The following is a 15,083-nucleotide window of genomic DNA, read 5'->3' as shown; positions in this document are numbered from 1 at the left end:
CCGTAGGCTCTCGGGGCTAAACATCCTCAATATGAGGAAAAAATCGGCTAACAGGCGCTAACTACGCACAAAAAGCCTAGAACTGATATCCGTAGCTGAGCATGAACTCGGCTGGTGCGCCGTAGCCAATCTGGTTTAAGCCAGACGTGCCGTTTGTTGCGCCAAGAATGTATTTCTCATCCAAAATGTTGTAAGCGTTCGCTTGGATTTTATGACGACCAGTGGTGTACGCCGCCATCAAATCCACCGTTGTGTAATCGCCAAGTGCGACGGCTTCGTCGTTACCTGCGTAACGGTCGCCCACGTACTTCACACCACCGCCTAAACGCCAGTTGTCATCCAATTGGTAAGTGCTCCAAAGAGAGAACAAGTGGTCTGATACATCGTTCGGCTTTTTGCCTGTGGCTTTGTCTTCCGCGTCCAAGTAGCTGTAACCCACAGAGATGTCCCACTGTTTGGTGATTTGACCGCGAGCCTCTAATTCAATACCTTGGTGACGCACTTCAATTTTATCGATCACATCGCCGTCCACGTTAGTTTGTGGTTGCTCTTGATCAATCTGGAACAGTGCCGCATTCAACATTAATGCGTTATCCAAAAGGTACGCTTTCGCACCCACCTCTTTTAAGTCGGTGTGGAAGAATTCCGCCAATTTTGGATTGATGTAGATACCAGCGTACGGTAACTGCCAAGAGCGCGCTAAACTGGCGTATACGGATGTGTCGGAATTGATGCGGTATACCAAACCAGCACGGTAGCTGACTTTGTCATCATCCAATTTTTCCTTATCTGAGCCCGCTTTTTGTTGTTCTAGCTCCATCGAGTCGTAACGCACGTTACCGATCAAAGAAAGGTCACCCCACGTATAGACGTCTTGCACATACAAACCTGTCGTGGTGGTGGTATTGTCACGAAATGGCTTAAAGCCCGGATCAGGCGTTGGACCAACGACTGGGTCGTAGATATTTTGCGGAGGAAGCGTTTTGTCACTTGCCAACGTTAGGTCGATATCGATCTGGTTGAAATCTGCACCCACCATCAATTGATTGTCCCTGGTTTCCCAAACCAACTCAGATTGTAAAGTGGTCGTAGTACGTGGATCATAACCAAAGTTGTTAACGGTTTGAGACACTTCATTACCCGTCACTTTGCCCTGACGCGTGCCTTTTTGCTCAAGTTCGATATGGTTGAACGCCGCTCGGTTGTTCCATACCCATTGATCATTCAGACGCCATTCGTAATCCACCGCAATACGGAGACTGTCTGACTCCTGATAGTCGTTTGTGCCGCCAAAGTAAGTGCTTACTGGCAAATCAACTGGCTTGCCATTTTTTGATGGCACACCACGATACGGCACTAGTTCTTGATGGGCGTATTCCACGTCAATATCAATGGTGTGACCTTCCGCTGGTAACACACGAATGGTCGGTGCAATGAAGAAATCGTTTGAATCAACATGATCAACGTACGAGTCGGCTTGACGGTATTCCAAGTTAATACGCCCGTTGACCTTATCTGTAAACGCCATTGAGCTGTCGACCTGACCAACATATTGGTTGTTGCTGCCTACACTACCGTTTACGTGAGTAAAATTCTCACCGTTAGCGCGTTTCGTCACCAAGTTGATGATGCCCCCAGCCGAGCCACGGCCATACAAAGCGCCCGCAGGGCCTTTCACAATTTCAACGCGTTCAACATTCGCTAAGCTGCGGTAAGACTGCAACGTACCGTCATCTCGCAAGCCATCACGGTACATATCGTTGAGTGAATCAAAACCACGTATCATGAACTGATCGCGGCTGCCTTCGCCCAAGGTGTTATTGACCCCGGCTACCCCATCTAGCGCATCCACTAAGCGCACCGCGCCTCGGTCTTGCATTTCTGTTTTCGTTACTACGGATACCGCTTGTGGCACATCAAGCCATTCCACATCGGTTTTGGTGCCTGATTGAGGCATGTGTTCAGCATAACCTTCGTACTGATGACCGAAGACTTGAATCGTTTCAGTTGCTGATGGGGTTGAGTTCGTCTCTTCTGAAGCCACTGCGCTTGGTGCTACTAATGAAGAACCAATCGCGACCGCCAAGGGGGTCAGGGTCAATAATTTATTCATTCCATAATTCCGTTTAGTTGTTATAAAGCCAACGGATGGAAATAAGAACAAATATTATTTTTATTTGCAATATTAATTTTATGCTCTATATTTATTTACCCTAAAAACACAACTAACAACAAAAAAAACCAAATATCATAACAATAAACACTAAAACTTCTGCCCTCCGTCTCGAGAGAGGCACATTGGAAGACGACCGTGAGCGACTTTATCAACGTTAGAAGAAAATGTTAGAAAATTAGGAAAGCTCATGAAATCTACGATGATTATCGTAAGTCATGTCGTTAACGATGCAGTCACTCACGGCTTTGTGCCTGCAGCTAAAGCGATGGACCTTCACGTCGTTCTTATCACCGACCACAAGCTAAGCCATTTAGAGCTGGCGAGTCGTGATAGTCACTTTAATCCGGATACCATTCTAGAATGTGATGTCTTCAACCCATTAGAACTCATCGAAACCATCACGGAGCATGAATTAAAGCCAGACGCTATTTTCAGCAATAGTGATCACTTACAAACTTCCACCGCCATCTGCGCGCAATTTTTTGGCCTTCCATCCAAAGATTGGTCTGTCACGTTAAAGGCCAAAAACAAACACTTAACTCGACAGGTGTTAAATGAAAAATCCTTACCCAACACACAAAGCTGTTTGCTGCATCGCCATTCGAATGTGGCATTAGGCATGGCCTTCCCTGTCGTAGCAAAACCCAAAGAAGGCGTGGCAAGTTTAGATGTACAGCGCTGTGACTCCCAAAGCGAGCTCGATGCTTACTGCGAGGCGTTTTGGCAAAAGCACCCAAACGCCGCCATTCTGGTGGAGCAGTTTCTTCAAGGACCGTTGGTTACGCTCGAAACTTTAGGAGACGGTAACCAACTTATCGCCGTGGGCGGTTTTGATGTGTCGCTCTCTGAGCCGCCTTACTTTATCGAAACTGCCGCAGACTGGAACGGACCAAACGGCATTGCTCACAGAGAAGCTTGCTTGGCTCAACTGAAAGCGTTCGGCGTTGGTTTTGGAGTTTGCCACAGCGAATTTATCATCACGGAAAACGGCCCAGTTCTGGTGGAAATCAACTACCGCAGTATTGGAGATGGCCGCGAATTCTTGCTCAACAATCTCGCTCACTTTGGTTGGTTTAGCACAATTTTGGGTCTGCATTTGGGTCGAAGATTGGACGGCGATTACCAAATTCATGGGTCAGCGCACGTGCACTACGTAGTTGCGGAACACAGCGGTGTGATCGACGGAGGTTCGACGTCGTTCATCCAACACGATGACGATATCATCACTCAGCAACAGGTACTAAAAACCGCTGGAGAACACTTCCAACAGAGTTATTCCAATAAGGATTATCTCGCCCGAATTTCGATTGTCTCACCATCAGGGCGAAACCTCGACCAATCGCTGCAGAACGCGCTTAGCAATTTCGATCTAGCTCCGACTCGTGAGGTGGCAGCATGAATGACAACGCTTTGTATCTAACGCAACGATTGATCGACACTTGCTTACGCGAAGACATGTTTGGCATTTTGTCGAAGGCCAAGTTCAGTAGCGACGCGCCAAAAGGGGTAATTGTTCCTCAAGACGAGCAAGTCTGGCTGATATTTGCCAACTCTGATTTCACGTTGTATTTACCTGTTGCGCCAACGTATTACATGCAGCACTGGCGCTACGGTCACGCCAATGACGAAACACCACCAGGTTGGTGGGTGGAGAAAAATGGCCAAGTCGAGCATCAACAGCATTACAAAGAGTGGATTGCGCTACTAACGACACTGGCGCACGAGAGCTCTCACGAGTTGCTGGCGGGATACCTTCAAGAACTGGAATGTGCAGAGCAACACAAAGCGCTGTGTGACCAAGCGTTTCATCATCACGCAGACCACATTTCTCAACCAATATCCGAGCTTGGTTCTTGGCATCAAAAACTGCTGCTAGCCGATCAGATCGCTTCTTACCTTGACCACCCGTACTATCCAACTGCGCGGGCGAAGTTTGGCCTGAGCGATGAAGACCTTGCTAAGTACGCGCCCGAGTTCGCACAAAGCTTTGCTCTGCATTGGATTGCGATCGAAAAATCACTGGTGACATTAACCAGCGAACAACCTGATTGCTGGCCAACAATGGAGCAAGTGGGGCTTCCTGCTGATTTTGCACTGAGCCACGTTCTGTTCCCTGCACATCCGCTCACCCTGCGATCTTTAGAAGCCTTACCCGAAGGTATGATAGAAGCGCCTTTAACGTATCTAGACGTGACGCCGACGCTTTCCGTTCGTACTGTGGTCGTGAACGAGGCACCGCACATTCACATCAAGGTTCCGCTGATCATGCGATCGCTAGGCACAAAAAATATTCGCTTAATCAAGCCTTCAACACTGTATGACGGCCACTGGTTTGAACGCCTACTCAACCACCTTGAACAAACGGACGCCGACTTAAACAGTCGCTTGTTCCATTGCAACGAAAAACACGGTGGACACGTCGGCGAGGATAAAACCTTCGCGTACATCGTACGTGAGTACCCACTTACTCATTGCGAAGACAAAGCGTTAGTTCCGGTTGCAGCACTGGCAAGCCCAATGCCTGACGACCGCTTGTTCTTAGAACACTTGGCAGAGCAGTACTATCAACAAGATACGCTGGCGTGGTTCAAAGATTATGTCGACCTATTATGCCAAGTGCACCTCACCTTGTGGCTTCGTTATGGCATTGCATTGGAGTCCAACCAGCAAAACGCCATCGTTGCTTTTGATCAACAGGGCAAAATGACGCTCGCGATGAAAGACAACGACGCGGCGCGAATTTGGCCAGAGCGCTTCCACTTTGCAACAGAGCATGCCGCCCAAAAACACGGCGCAAAACTACTTCCAGTGGATTGCGATGAACTGCTCGATCAACGCATCAAAGTCGACAATGAATTGGCGCTCGGTCAGATGTTTACCACCATCACATTACAATTGGATATCGCAGCGATTGTAGAAGCCATGGCAGCGAAGGGCATTGCCTCTTCAGCATCGCTTTACGCCATCGTGGCCAAAAGCATTGCAGAGCAACTCAACCGATTGAAAGGCGAAGGGTTAGAGACAAAACTGGCACGCGAGTTACTGCAAGAAGCACCTGATTTGTACGCCAAGTACTTGTTGAGCTCTGGCAGTTTGCTCGCGAAAGAAGCCTCCGGCGCGAGCGACATCAATAAGTTCTATGGTTTGTCGGCCCCGAACTTCTTACTGCTTTCTAGCGAAGAAGCGCAACGCGCCTACATAGAAGCCATCAAAAAAAGCGTACGTTAACGATTATGACCAAACTCATCTACAGTGTGTTGTTGTGCCACTTTATCGCTGCGTTTGCCGCGTTAGGTATGCCGCTATTTCTACCCGTCGTGTTGCCAACGTTAGGCGCAAGCATTGATGCGGACTGGGCAGGGATATTGTTTATCCTACCTACGTTTTGTACTGCGTTGGCAGCGCGATTTTGGGGCAACTTTGCCGATCGCTACGGTCGCCGCCGCTCACTCTTGCGTGCGCAACTTGGCCTTGCAGCAGGGTTTGCGCTGTGCGGCTTGGCAGACAACCTCGCCATGTTTGTGTTTGGTCTTATTGTTCAAGGAACCTTTGGCGGCACCATGGCCGCCTCGAACAGCTACTTATCTAGTCAAATTAAAGAAGCCAAAACACTCGGCAAGTCACTCAATAAAACCCAACTATCTGCTCGCTTGGCGCTGATCGTTGCGCCTATTGGGCTCGGCTGGAGCTTGTCAGAGACCAACCCGCTCAACGCGTACCTTTGGTTATGCGTTTTGCCTTTGATTGCGATGGGCATCACGCTAACACTGCCAGCGGATAAACCCGCCGACCAAAACCTCGAAAAGCCAAACTCAGAACCTCAGCAAGAAAAACCGGTTGCACAGAAAAACGCAATGCATGCCATTCGTTGGATCTTCTTTGCTCAATTCGGGTTTGCGTTTTCTATGGTGGTGACCTTTCCTTATTTCTCGCCGTTTGTGCAGCAATATGGCATCACTAACCACGCATGGATCGGTTTTTTGTACGCACTGCCGCATGGCGTCTATCTGTTGCTGGCAGGAAAAATTCACGTGTTGTCAGATGGGTTGAATCGCCATCAACCGCTGCGCACGTTGTGGCTTGGGTTTGCATTGCTTGCCGTGAGCTCTGCCTTGCATTTGATTGCGTCCGAAACCGCACTCATTGCTGCGAGAATTATCTTCGGCATCGCGATGGTGTGTTGTTATCACGGATTGCATCAGCATCTTGCGAGCAATCTGGATCGCAAACTCAGTGGCAAAGTATTTTCTCGCTTTGATGCCATGTCCAAATGGGGTGGCGTGGCAGCGGGATTTTGCGCTTCTTTCATTTCTAGCTTGGGGCTACTTGAGGTTCCTTTCCTACTTTCTGCGATAGTCAGCGTAATCACCTTGATCGCGCTGGTTCTCCACTCAAAATTTGGAAATCAACATGTTACAAACTCAATCCTCTCAGACTAGCGAGTTGCGCGCGCATGAGGTGCAGCTCAACCGTGAGAAAGCCCAACTCAACACGATAATGGGTGTTCTTAATTGTTACTTACGTGAATTTGCGCTACCGAATCAACAAGTGGAATGGCACTACCAATCGACATCGCTACCCCAAACGTTAAAACGCAACTATCCCGCTAAACAGCGGATAGCCGTTCATCTTTCTCAACAAAATGGCGTGTTGGTTTTGCCGATTCACTACGCGAGCAAACTGGGCAAAATCAAATTGGCAGAACTGCCTTGGGCGAAAATGCCGGGATCTGGTTGGGCGAAATTGGATGCCACGCAAACTCTTACGCTTTTGCTTAACTATCTCAAGCAGGTATTGGCTATCCCGTTTAACCATGAGCTGATCGAACAACTGGAAAATAGCGTGCTGGTTACCGAGCAGTTTCTCAACGTCGCGCCCAAATCGCATCACAACGAATTTATCGCTTCGGAACAATCTCTGATTTGGGGGCATACTTTCCATCCGACCCCGAAAAGTCGTTCGGGCGTCACCATGGATGATCTCTTAGCGTTTTCTCCAGAAGTCGGCGCGCAAGTCCCGCTGTACTGGTTTGAAGTGGATACGTCCTTACTTGATGTGCTGAGTTCCGACGGAGAAGCTAACCCTGCGCAACGCATGCTACAACAGCTCGCGCCACAACACGCCACCAGCGATGGGAAGACCCTCTACCCTTGTCATCCTTGGGAAAGCTACACCATTTTGAGCAACCCAAGCGTGAAGCGTGCCATTGAACAAGGCAAGATCACGCCACTGGGTTTAGGTGGTGAAAAGATGCAGCCGACCTCTTCAGTTCGTACTCTCTACCACCCTGACATGGACTGGTTTGCGAAATTCTCCATCAACGTACGATTAACCAATTGCGTGCGCAAAAACGCGTGGTACGAACTCGACAGCGCCGTGCAACTCACGTCGATTCTCAAACCAATTAGAGAAAACGAACAGCTGCACAACCCCGTATTTAAAGTGATGACAGAGCCTTACGCCACCACGTTGAATCTAGAAAGTGTCGCTGAGCACAACTGGGACGACAACACCAAAGCACGCGAATCGTTTGGGATTTTGTATCGCGAAAATTTCTCGCTGAGCGAAGTCGACATCTTGAAACCAACCCTCGCTGGCGCTCTGTTTGCTTACGACAATAACGGCAACAGTTGCATTGCTCAACGCCTTAAAAACAAAGCGCGTACTACGCAAAATCGCTATTCCGACATCGCGACACTTTGGTTTGAACGCTATTTGCATTGCCTGATCCCGGGCGTATTTAATTACTACTTCAAACACGGGGTGGCGTTTGAGCCGCATTTGCAAAACACCCTGATTGGCTTTGAGCAAGAGATGCCGTGTTGTGTTTGGATTCGTGATTTGGAAGGCACTAAATTACTGCCGGAGTTCTGGCCAGCAGAAACATTAACTGACTTGTCTGAACGCGCACGACAATCGGTTTACTACAGTCGCGAACAAGGCTGGAATCGCATCGGATACTGCACCTTTATCAACAACATCAGCGAAGCGATTTTCTTCATCGCAGAAGGTGATGAGCCACTAGAGCAAACGCTGTGGAATGCGGTGCAAAGTGCCATTGTGCATTGGCAATCAGTGAATGGAAAACAACCGGAACTAGAAACGTTGCTAAATGGCGGTCACTTCCCAAGCAAAAATAATTTCACCACGCGTTTGATGCAAAAAGCCGATAAGGAGTCGGGCTATACCCAAGTCGCCGCGCCTTGGCAGCAACACGAAAAAGGATCGCAACATGTCTAATTCACTCTCTCTACCGACACGCGTTTGCCAACAAGTTCACACGCTCGCACAGCAGCAAAGTCAACCCTTGTGCGCGTACGTGTATGACCTAAGCGCCTTAGAAGAACACATCAAACAACTGCGTCACGTTTTGCCGAGAAATGTCGAGCTATTTTACGCAGCCAAAGCCAATCCATCGGGCCCGATTCTTAAAACGCTCGCGCCGTATGTCGATGGTTTTGAAGCGGCATCTGGCGGGGAGCTGGCACACCTCCACCAGCAACAACTCGATAAGCCATTGATCTTCGGTGGCCCAGGAAAAATGCCAAGTGAATTGCAACAAGCGATTGAGCTTGATGTTGATGCAATTCATGTCGAAAGCCTCACCGAGCTACAACGCATTGGAGCACTAACCGAGCGCCTCAACCGCCCTGCTTCGATCTTTTTGCGTATGAACATTAATATCGGCGACATCACGCTCAGCAAGTTGGCGATGGGCGGCAAGCCGACCCCTTTTGGTTTTGACGAGTCCGAGCTGAGCAATACTTTGATGTTGCTGCGCGATTTCCCGCAAGTGTCACTCAAAGGCTTCCATTTTCACTTGATGTCGCATCAGCTCGATGTTGAACGTCACTTAGCGTTAATGCAGCGCTATTTCCAAGTCGTGAAAGCGTGGCAACAAGAGTTTGAACTCGGTGAGCTGATGATCAACTTGGGTGGAGGCATGGGGATTAACTACCAAAACCCTGAGCAACACTTTCCGTGGATGGAGTTTTGCGACAAGTTGGAATTCCTCATCGCCAAAGAGCAAGTGCAAGATTGGACACTGCGTTTTGAATGCGGACGGTTCATCACGGCGGCATGCGGTTATTACGTGATGGAAGTGCTCGATATTAAGCAAAATCTTGGCGAAAACTTTGTCATCGCATGCGGGGGAACTCACCACTTCCGCACGCCAGCAGCGCAGAGTCATGACCATCCATTCGTCATCCTGAAAAGCGAGCAACACCATGAGATTTCTCACCCAATTCAGCATGCACAAGCAACTTTTGTCGGCCAGCTTTGTACGCCCAAAGATGTGCTGGCACGCAATCAACACGTCGCCCACGTCGATATTGGTGATTATGTTGTGTTTACCTTAGCGGGCGCCTATGCGTGGAACATCTCCCATCAAAACTTCTTGATGCATGAACCGCCGATCTTCCACTATTTCTAAACGGCACACTTCGCTTTACTCAAGCCCCAATCATTGGGGCTTTTTTATTCCACTCGGCACAAATTCATTGCCATTAACCGCTTTGCGAAATAGCAATAATGCGTTTTATCAGCTCGTCGGGTTCCATTTTGGGATTGCGGTAAAAACGGAAGATTTCCGAGTTTATCGCTTGCTGGGCAACCGGATTGACCGCCATCGAATCAATCATACTCGGCACAGCGAGGTTGTGTTTAACGCCGTAGTGAAAGTCTTGATATGACTGGACCTGACACGGATTAAAATCGCTGATGTCGATATCGGTACGTACCGGAATCGAGCCTTTTACCTTATTGAACTTAGCTTGAAACTCGACATCTGCCAGCGCGCTTGCGGTTTGCTGAGCCGCCTCGGCAGAAAACGACTTGCTCGACATAAACACCAAGCTGTCCATGTTGTAGAGGAATACACCATCGCTGTCCGGCGTTGGGTAACAGCCGACCTCTTGCGGAACTGAGACTTGATTGGCGAGCAGCTCACCCAAAATCCAATCTCCGCCGATTTGAAACAGTGCTTGACCGTCGGCTAGCGCTCGGGTCGCCGTATCCCACTTACTGTCGGGCAATTGGTTGTCGATCAACAAACTCAGGCGGCGAAATTGCGTCAGCGCTTGGCGCAGTGTATCGCTGTCGATGCTGTCGCGTTCTAGTTTAACCATTGCATTGGTGTAGAACTCAACGCCGCCAGTGGAGATCACTAAGTTCTCGAAAAGTTGGGCGACTTGCCACGGCTGCTCACCGACCGCGATCGGTACAATGCCATTTTGCTTCGCAAGCTCCATGGCAGCGAACATCTCTTGCCAGTTTTTCGGCGCTGACAGATTCAGTTGTTTAAGCAGTTTGTGGTTGACCCACAACCAGTTCAAACGGTGCAGCGTAAGTGGCAGGGCGATATAGCCGTTTTGTGTTTTGTTGATTTCAATAGACAGCGGGTAGAGCACTTCGTCCCAGCGCTGCTCATCGGCAACCGCGTTGACGTTGTGCAAAATACCGATGGCATCCCACGCCTTAATACTTGGCCCTTCGATTTGCGCGAAGCTCGGTGGATTGCCCGCCAGCGCGCGAGCTTGCAGTACCGTCATTGCGCTGTCGCCACCACCGCCTAGCACCGGGCTTTGCAGCAGCTCAATATCGTGCCGTTTTAGCTGAGCTTTGAGTGTTTGCAGCGCTTGCTGTTCGCCGTCAGAAGTCCACCAATGTAAAAACTCTACCCCTTGTGGCGACTCAGCGTGAGCGACGCAAGGGGCGAGCAACAGTGGGAACAGGAATGCCAGTTTGTTCATAGTCAGTCTCTCGGGAAAGTCAGTGTAGCGCAGAGGCCGCCAAACTGAGAATGGCTCAGCAACAAGTTGCCGCCATGAGCCTTTGCAATACTCTGTGAAATGGTTAACCCCAGCCCACTGCCTTCTTTATCGTTGCTAGCGCGGAAGTATGGCTGGCAGAGCTTTTCAAGTAATAAATCGTCAACGCCGTCACCGTGATCTTCAATTTCAATCTGGATGAACTCTGGGCTTTCACTCAGCGCAATGTCCGCTTGATGGCCGTATTTGAGCGCGTTATCGACCAGATTCTGAATGCAGCGCTTAATCGCTAACGGTTTACCAGCAAAGTGGGTGCGGATTTCACCGTGGATGCGAATTGTGTCCGGCGCATCGGCGATATTGGAGGAAATGTGCTGAATCAGCTGGGTGAAATTGATCGGCTCGATTTCCTCGTGGATATCGGTCTCTTTAATGCATTGCAATGCGCCTTTGACCATCAAGTCTAGGTCATTACTCAGGCGGATAAAGCGTTCTCGGTCGGCGTCGTCATCCAGCATTTCCGCCCGCAGTTTTAGGCAGGCTATTGGCGTTTTCAGATCGTGTGAAATGGCGCTGAACAGCATCTCGCGGTCTTTAATGTGGCTGTCGATGCGTCGGTTCATTTTGTTAAACGCTCGTACCGCCGCTTTCAGTTCGTTACTGCCGCGCTCAGAGACTTCGGGCACGTCTAATCGGCTCGACATCAGGGTTGCTGCTTTTGCCAGCTCTCGAATTGGTTGAATTTCTTTGCGAACGATAAACCAGGTACACAGCAACAGCATTAGCGCGGACACCAATAGCGTCAGCCATTGGCGCAGCTCAAAATAGTTAGTCTCTAGGTTGATGTAAGGCGCGGGTAGCACCGCCGCGAGATAAAACCATTCGTTCTGCGCGACTTCGACCTGCATCACCAGAATGGGTGGGTTGAGGTCACCAAACGAAAGCGAATAATGCGCCCACAATAGCGGCAGTTCGTCGATAGGTAGCTCGTTGTTGAACACTTTGAGTTTGTCGCGCTGGGTGAACTCCACCTCGATATTAGGAATGCCGCTCAACTCGCTTTCTAATACCTCGCGAACTTGGTTGATGACCAACGTTTTGCGTTCGCTTTCTGGCAGCGGGTCGACGTCAATCTGGTGGTTGTTGAGTGAGACGAAAAAGCGCGTGCCGCCCATATTGCGTAGTTGATTGAGCACCAAGTGGCGATATTCAGAAGGGAGGGTTTGAAAGAAAGCGATGGTAGAAGAAGCGCTCAGTGCTAAGCTTTTGACCGTGGTGGTCAGGCCTTCTTTATCGCGTTCGCTGGCGTGTTGATACCAGATAATTCCGGATAATACCTGCGCCAAAATGATCACCAGCAACAGGAACACACTGGTGCGAACGACCAGTGATCCCGTCCAGCGTTTAATTCTCATAATGCACGTCCGTGGTTAGCATGTAGCCTTTGTTGCGCACCGTTAGGATCAGCGAGCGGTCTTTATCTTCAAGGTGATGACGCAAGCGGCTGATCTGCACGTCAATGCCGCGTTCAAACGGGTCGGCATCGCGTCCCCAGATCTCGCGCGCAATATCATCGCGCGACAAGATCGATTGTGCGTGGTTGACGAATAAACCAAGTAGCGACAAATCCGCGCCACTCAGTTGTTTGACCTCGCGGCTAGCAACGTGGGTCAGTTGCCGAGTTACTGTATCTAACAACCAGTCGTCAAAACGCACTTTACGCGTCAGTTTGCTATTGGTGGTCGTTTGGCTGCGTCTCAGAATCGTTTTGATGCGCGCGAGCAGTTCACGCGGACTGAATGATTTGGTGATGTAGTCGTCAGCGCCCATTTCTAGCCCTGCGACTCGGTCGGCTTCTTCAGTGACGGCGGTCAGCATGATGATCGGGATATCGGAGTTTTTGCGCAGTTTCTGGCACAGGGTAAAGCCGTCTTCACCGGGCATCATAATATCGAGGATGATCAAATCAGGATGGTGATCGTTGAGCAGTTGCCACATCACGCCGCCGTTTTCTGCACAAAGCACTTCAAACCCTGCACGGCCAAGGTAATCTGACAACGCTTCGCGAAGGTCGAGGTTGTCATCGACGACCAGTATCTGCTTGTTTTCCATCCTACTTTCCCTGTGTCCGTCCCTGAGTTTGGCGCTGGCCAATATGATGCATTCTTAAACGCCCATGCACAATCGAGCCGATTGCAATTTTCACTTCTCGGTGTAAGAGATTTGTAAGCGGCCACTTACAAACTGATTGCCTTTTGTAACCTTAGGCGCCGCCTTGCTCGCTATGATCATCCTGACCTTACGTGAAACAACATGACCTGAAGGAATCAGGTCCTACAACACTGGCATTCGTCAGGAGGAAACCATGTTTGCAAGTATATTTGGACAACTACAAAAAATAGGGCGGTCGTTGATGCTGCCTGTGGCGGTGTTACCGGTGGCCGGCTTGATGCTGGGTATTGGTAACGCGGGTTTTGCGTTTATTCCAGACGCGGTCAACAAAGTGATGCTCGCCGCCGGTGAAGGCGTGTTCGGCAACATGCAGTTGATGTTTGCGGTCGGTGTAGCGCTCGGGTTATCAAAAGGCAATGACGGTGCGGCTGCGCTCGCAGGCTTAGTTGGCCTAATTATTATGAACGCATCGCTCGGTATTGTGACTGGCCTGCGCGGCTTAGAAACTGACGCCACCATCATGGGCGTTGAGACGCTGCAAACCGGGGTGTTTGGCGGCATCTTTATCGGTGCGGTCGCAGCAATCATGTACAACCGCTTCTACAACATCAAACTGCCGGAATATTTGGGCTTCTTCGCGGGTAAGCGATTTGTGCCCATTGTCACCGGTCTATCGGCGATCATTGTTGGTGCGATTCTCGCGTTTGCATGGCCACCTGTCGGACAACTTCTTGATGCATTCTCTCATTGGGCAGCGTACCAAAACCCTGTACTCGCGTGGGCGGTTTACGGCGCGGGCGAACGTTCTTTACTCCCTGTTGGTTTGCACCACATCTGGAATGCGCCGTTCTTCTTTGAAGTCGGCAGCTATGTAGACCCAGAAACCGGCAAAGAGTTTACCGGTGAGCTCACTCGCTTCTTCGCGGGCGATAAAACCGCAGGTTATCTGTCTGGTGGCTTTATGTACTCCATGTGGGCGCTACCAGCAGCGGCATTGGCGATTTACCACTGCGCGTCTCCAGAGCGTAAGAAAATCGTCGGCGGTTTGATGATGTCTGCGGCGTTGACCTCTTGGTTAACTGGTATCACAGAGCCAATCGAATTTACCTTCCTATTCGTCGCGCCAGTGCTGTACGTGATCCATATTTTCCTAACTGGTATTGCGTTTGCGATCACCGCATTTTTGGAAATCAAACACAGTACTGACTTTGCGCACGGCGCGATCCAGTTCTTCCTTTACTACCCAATGTCGACCAACGCGTGGATGTTCATCATCATCGGTCCAATCTGGGCGACGCTGTACTACGGCTTGTTCCGATTCCTAATTGTGAAGTTGGATCTAAAAACGCCGGGCCGTGAAACCGACATTGCAGAAGTGAAGATTGCCGGACAACCTGATGAAATCGCGGTAGATGTAGTGGCTGCATTGGGCGGCAAAGCCAATATTAAGTCAGTCGATGCGTGTATTACTCGTCTGCGTGTCTCGGTGAAAGACATTGCCAACGTTGATGTTGCTAAGCTAAAAGCGCTCGGCGCGCGAGATGTGTTAGTGATTGGCGACAGTTTACAAGCGATTTTCGGCACGCAGTCTGACTCAATTAAGTCAGAAGTGCACAGCGTACTCGCCACCTCCTGATCTTACCTCCCCCAATATAGGTAAGATTTGCCAACCTCCTTGTGAGGTTGGCTTTTTCGTTTTCGGAGTTAAAAAAGCGAAGCCAATAACCAACCCTACTTCGCCGCCGCGTTGGTTAAATTGCCCAGCACGCCGCTGATTTTGTTCAATACCTCGTCGCAGCCTTCAATATGATGGCGCTGTTTTAAATACATCGGATCGTTGTAAGCTAACCACGTTTTGCCTTCAGCATCTTCATACACCAACACTTTTTGGGGTGTGCGACGTGAAGTCGTATGAAGCGCTGTTCACCGCTTAACGAGTGAACCATCTGTATCACCAGATGAAC

At 49.8% G+C, this 15,083-nt stretch carries 10 protein-coding genes and 1 pseudogene; 6 read left to right on the top strand and 5 right to left on the bottom strand.

The features are described from left to right. Positions 1-76: 76 nt before the first annotated feature. On the bottom strand, positions 77-2,113 hold the full coding sequence (locus R8O10_RS12660; protein ID WP_005383467.1) for a TonB-dependent receptor: 2,037 nt from the start codon (positions 2,111-2,113) through the stop codon (positions 77-79). A gap of 250 nt (positions 2,114-2,363) precedes the next feature. Here R8O10_RS12660 and R8O10_RS12655 point away from each other — a divergent pair, with 250 nt between their 5' ends. Genes R8O10_RS12655 through R8O10_RS12635 form a run of 5 tightly spaced genes read left to right on the top strand, consistent with a single transcriptional unit; the run spans position 2,364 to position 9,611 of the window. Next, positions 2,364-3,575: an ATP-grasp domain-containing protein gene (locus R8O10_RS12655; RefSeq protein ID WP_104980230.1), complete on the top strand. Its 1,212-nt coding sequence runs from the start codon at positions 2,364-2,366 to the stop codon at positions 3,573-3,575. Next, positions 3,572-5,404, top strand: a complete 1,833-nt coding sequence (locus R8O10_RS12650; RefSeq protein ID WP_213895985.1) for an IucA/IucC family protein — start codon at positions 3,572-3,574, stop codon at positions 5,402-5,404. Before R8O10_RS12655 ends, R8O10_RS12650 begins: the two co-directional genes overlap by 4 nt. Positions 5,405-5,409: 5 nt before the next feature. Beyond that, on the top strand, positions 5,410-6,615 hold the full coding sequence (locus tag R8O10_RS12645) for an MFS transporter (RefSeq protein WP_213895986.1): 1,206 nt from the start codon (positions 5,410-5,412) through the stop codon (positions 6,613-6,615). Further along, the gene (locus tag R8O10_RS12640; RefSeq protein ID WP_213895987.1) at positions 6,587-8,416 is read left to right on the top strand and encodes an IucA/IucC family protein; all 1,830 of its coding nucleotides are present in this window, start codon (positions 6,587-6,589) and stop codon (positions 8,414-8,416) included. The genes R8O10_RS12645 and R8O10_RS12640 overlap by 29 nt, the downstream gene beginning before the upstream one ends. Next, entirely contained in the window at positions 8,409-9,611 is a 1,203-nt protein-coding gene (locus R8O10_RS12635; protein ID WP_318191450.1) for a type III PLP-dependent enzyme, read from the top strand. Before R8O10_RS12640 ends, R8O10_RS12635 begins: the two co-directional genes overlap by 8 nt. A gap of 73 nt (positions 9,612-9,684) precedes the next feature. Here the strand turns inward: R8O10_RS12635 and R8O10_RS12630 are convergent, their stop codons facing one another. From R8O10_RS12630 to R8O10_RS12620, 3 genes are read right to left on the bottom strand one after another with little or no spacing between them, the layout of a single operon-like run. Continuing rightward, positions 9,685-10,929: an ABC transporter substrate-binding protein gene (locus R8O10_RS12630; protein WP_318191449.1), complete on the bottom strand. Its 1,245-nt coding sequence runs from the start codon at positions 10,927-10,929 to the stop codon at positions 9,685-9,687. A 2-nt stretch (positions 10,930-10,931) separates the two neighbouring features. After that, positions 10,932-12,362 carry an ATP-binding protein gene (locus R8O10_RS12625; RefSeq protein ID WP_318191448.1) on the bottom strand — a complete coding sequence of 477 codons (1,431 nt, stop codon included), beginning with the start codon at positions 12,360-12,362 and terminating at the stop codon, positions 10,932-10,934. Next, a complete protein-coding gene (locus R8O10_RS12620) occupies positions 12,352-13,059 on the bottom strand; it encodes a response regulator (protein WP_140152553.1) in 708 nt (235 codons plus the stop codon). Before R8O10_RS12620 ends, R8O10_RS12625 begins: the two co-directional genes overlap by 11 nt. A gap of 253 nt (positions 13,060-13,312) precedes the next feature. Here R8O10_RS12620 and ptsG point away from each other — a divergent pair, with 253 nt between their 5' ends. Then, positions 13,313-14,755, top strand: coding sequence for a glucose-specific PTS transporter subunit IIBC (gene ptsG, locus R8O10_RS12615; protein WP_080955967.1), 1,443 nt, complete (start codon positions 13,313-13,315; stop codon positions 14,753-14,755). Between the two features lie 95 nt (positions 14,756-14,850). On the opposite strand, the pseudogene R8O10_RS12610 reads toward ptsG, so the two are convergent. After that, positions 14,851-15,012 (bottom strand): annotated as a pseudogene (locus R8O10_RS12610) (DUF302 domain-containing protein); the annotation flags it as partial. Between the last annotated feature and the right edge of the window lie 71 nt (positions 15,013-15,083).

The organism is Vibrio sp. 1727, from assembly GCF_033344415.1.
In the GTDB taxonomy this organism is placed as follows: domain Bacteria; phylum Pseudomonadota; class Gammaproteobacteria; order Enterobacterales; family Vibrionaceae; genus Vibrio; species Vibrio alginolyticus.
This window is presented reverse-complemented; position numbering and strand designations above follow the sequence as displayed.

Bases quoted from the DNA above. Each gene is read 5' to 3' on its own strand.
- R8O10_RS12660 (WP_005383467.1), bottom strand. From the start codon at position 2,113: ATGAATAAATTATTGACCCTGACCCCCTTGGCGGTCGCGATTGGTTCT.
- R8O10_RS12655 (WP_104980230.1), top strand. From the start codon at position 2,364: ATGAAATCTACGATGATTATCGTAAGTCATGTCGTTAACGATGCAGTC.
- R8O10_RS12650 (WP_213895985.1), top strand. From the start codon at position 3,572: ATGAATGACAACGCTTTGTATCTAACGCAACGATTGATCGACACTTGC.
- R8O10_RS12645 (WP_213895986.1), top strand. From the start codon at position 5,410: ATGACCAAACTCATCTACAGTGTGTTGTTGTGCCACTTTATCGCTGCG.
- R8O10_RS12640 (WP_213895987.1), top strand. From the start codon at position 6,587: ATGTTACAAACTCAATCCTCTCAGACTAGCGAGTTGCGCGCGCATGAG.
- R8O10_RS12635 (WP_318191450.1), top strand. From the start codon at position 8,409: ATGTCTAATTCACTCTCTCTACCGACACGCGTTTGCCAACAAGTTCAC.
- R8O10_RS12630 (WP_318191449.1), bottom strand. From the start codon at position 10,929: ATGAACAAACTGGCATTCCTGTTCCCACTGTTGCTCGCCCCTTGCGTC.
- R8O10_RS12625 (WP_318191448.1), bottom strand. From the start codon at position 12,362: ATGAGAATTAAACGCTGGACGGGATCACTGGTCGTTCGCACCAGTGTG.
- R8O10_RS12620 (WP_140152553.1), bottom strand. From the start codon at position 13,059: ATGGAAAACAAGCAGATACTGGTCGTCGATGACAACCTCGACCTTCGC.
- ptsG (WP_080955967.1), top strand. From the start codon at position 13,313: ATGTTTGCAAGTATATTTGGACAACTACAAAAAATAGGGCGGTCGTTG.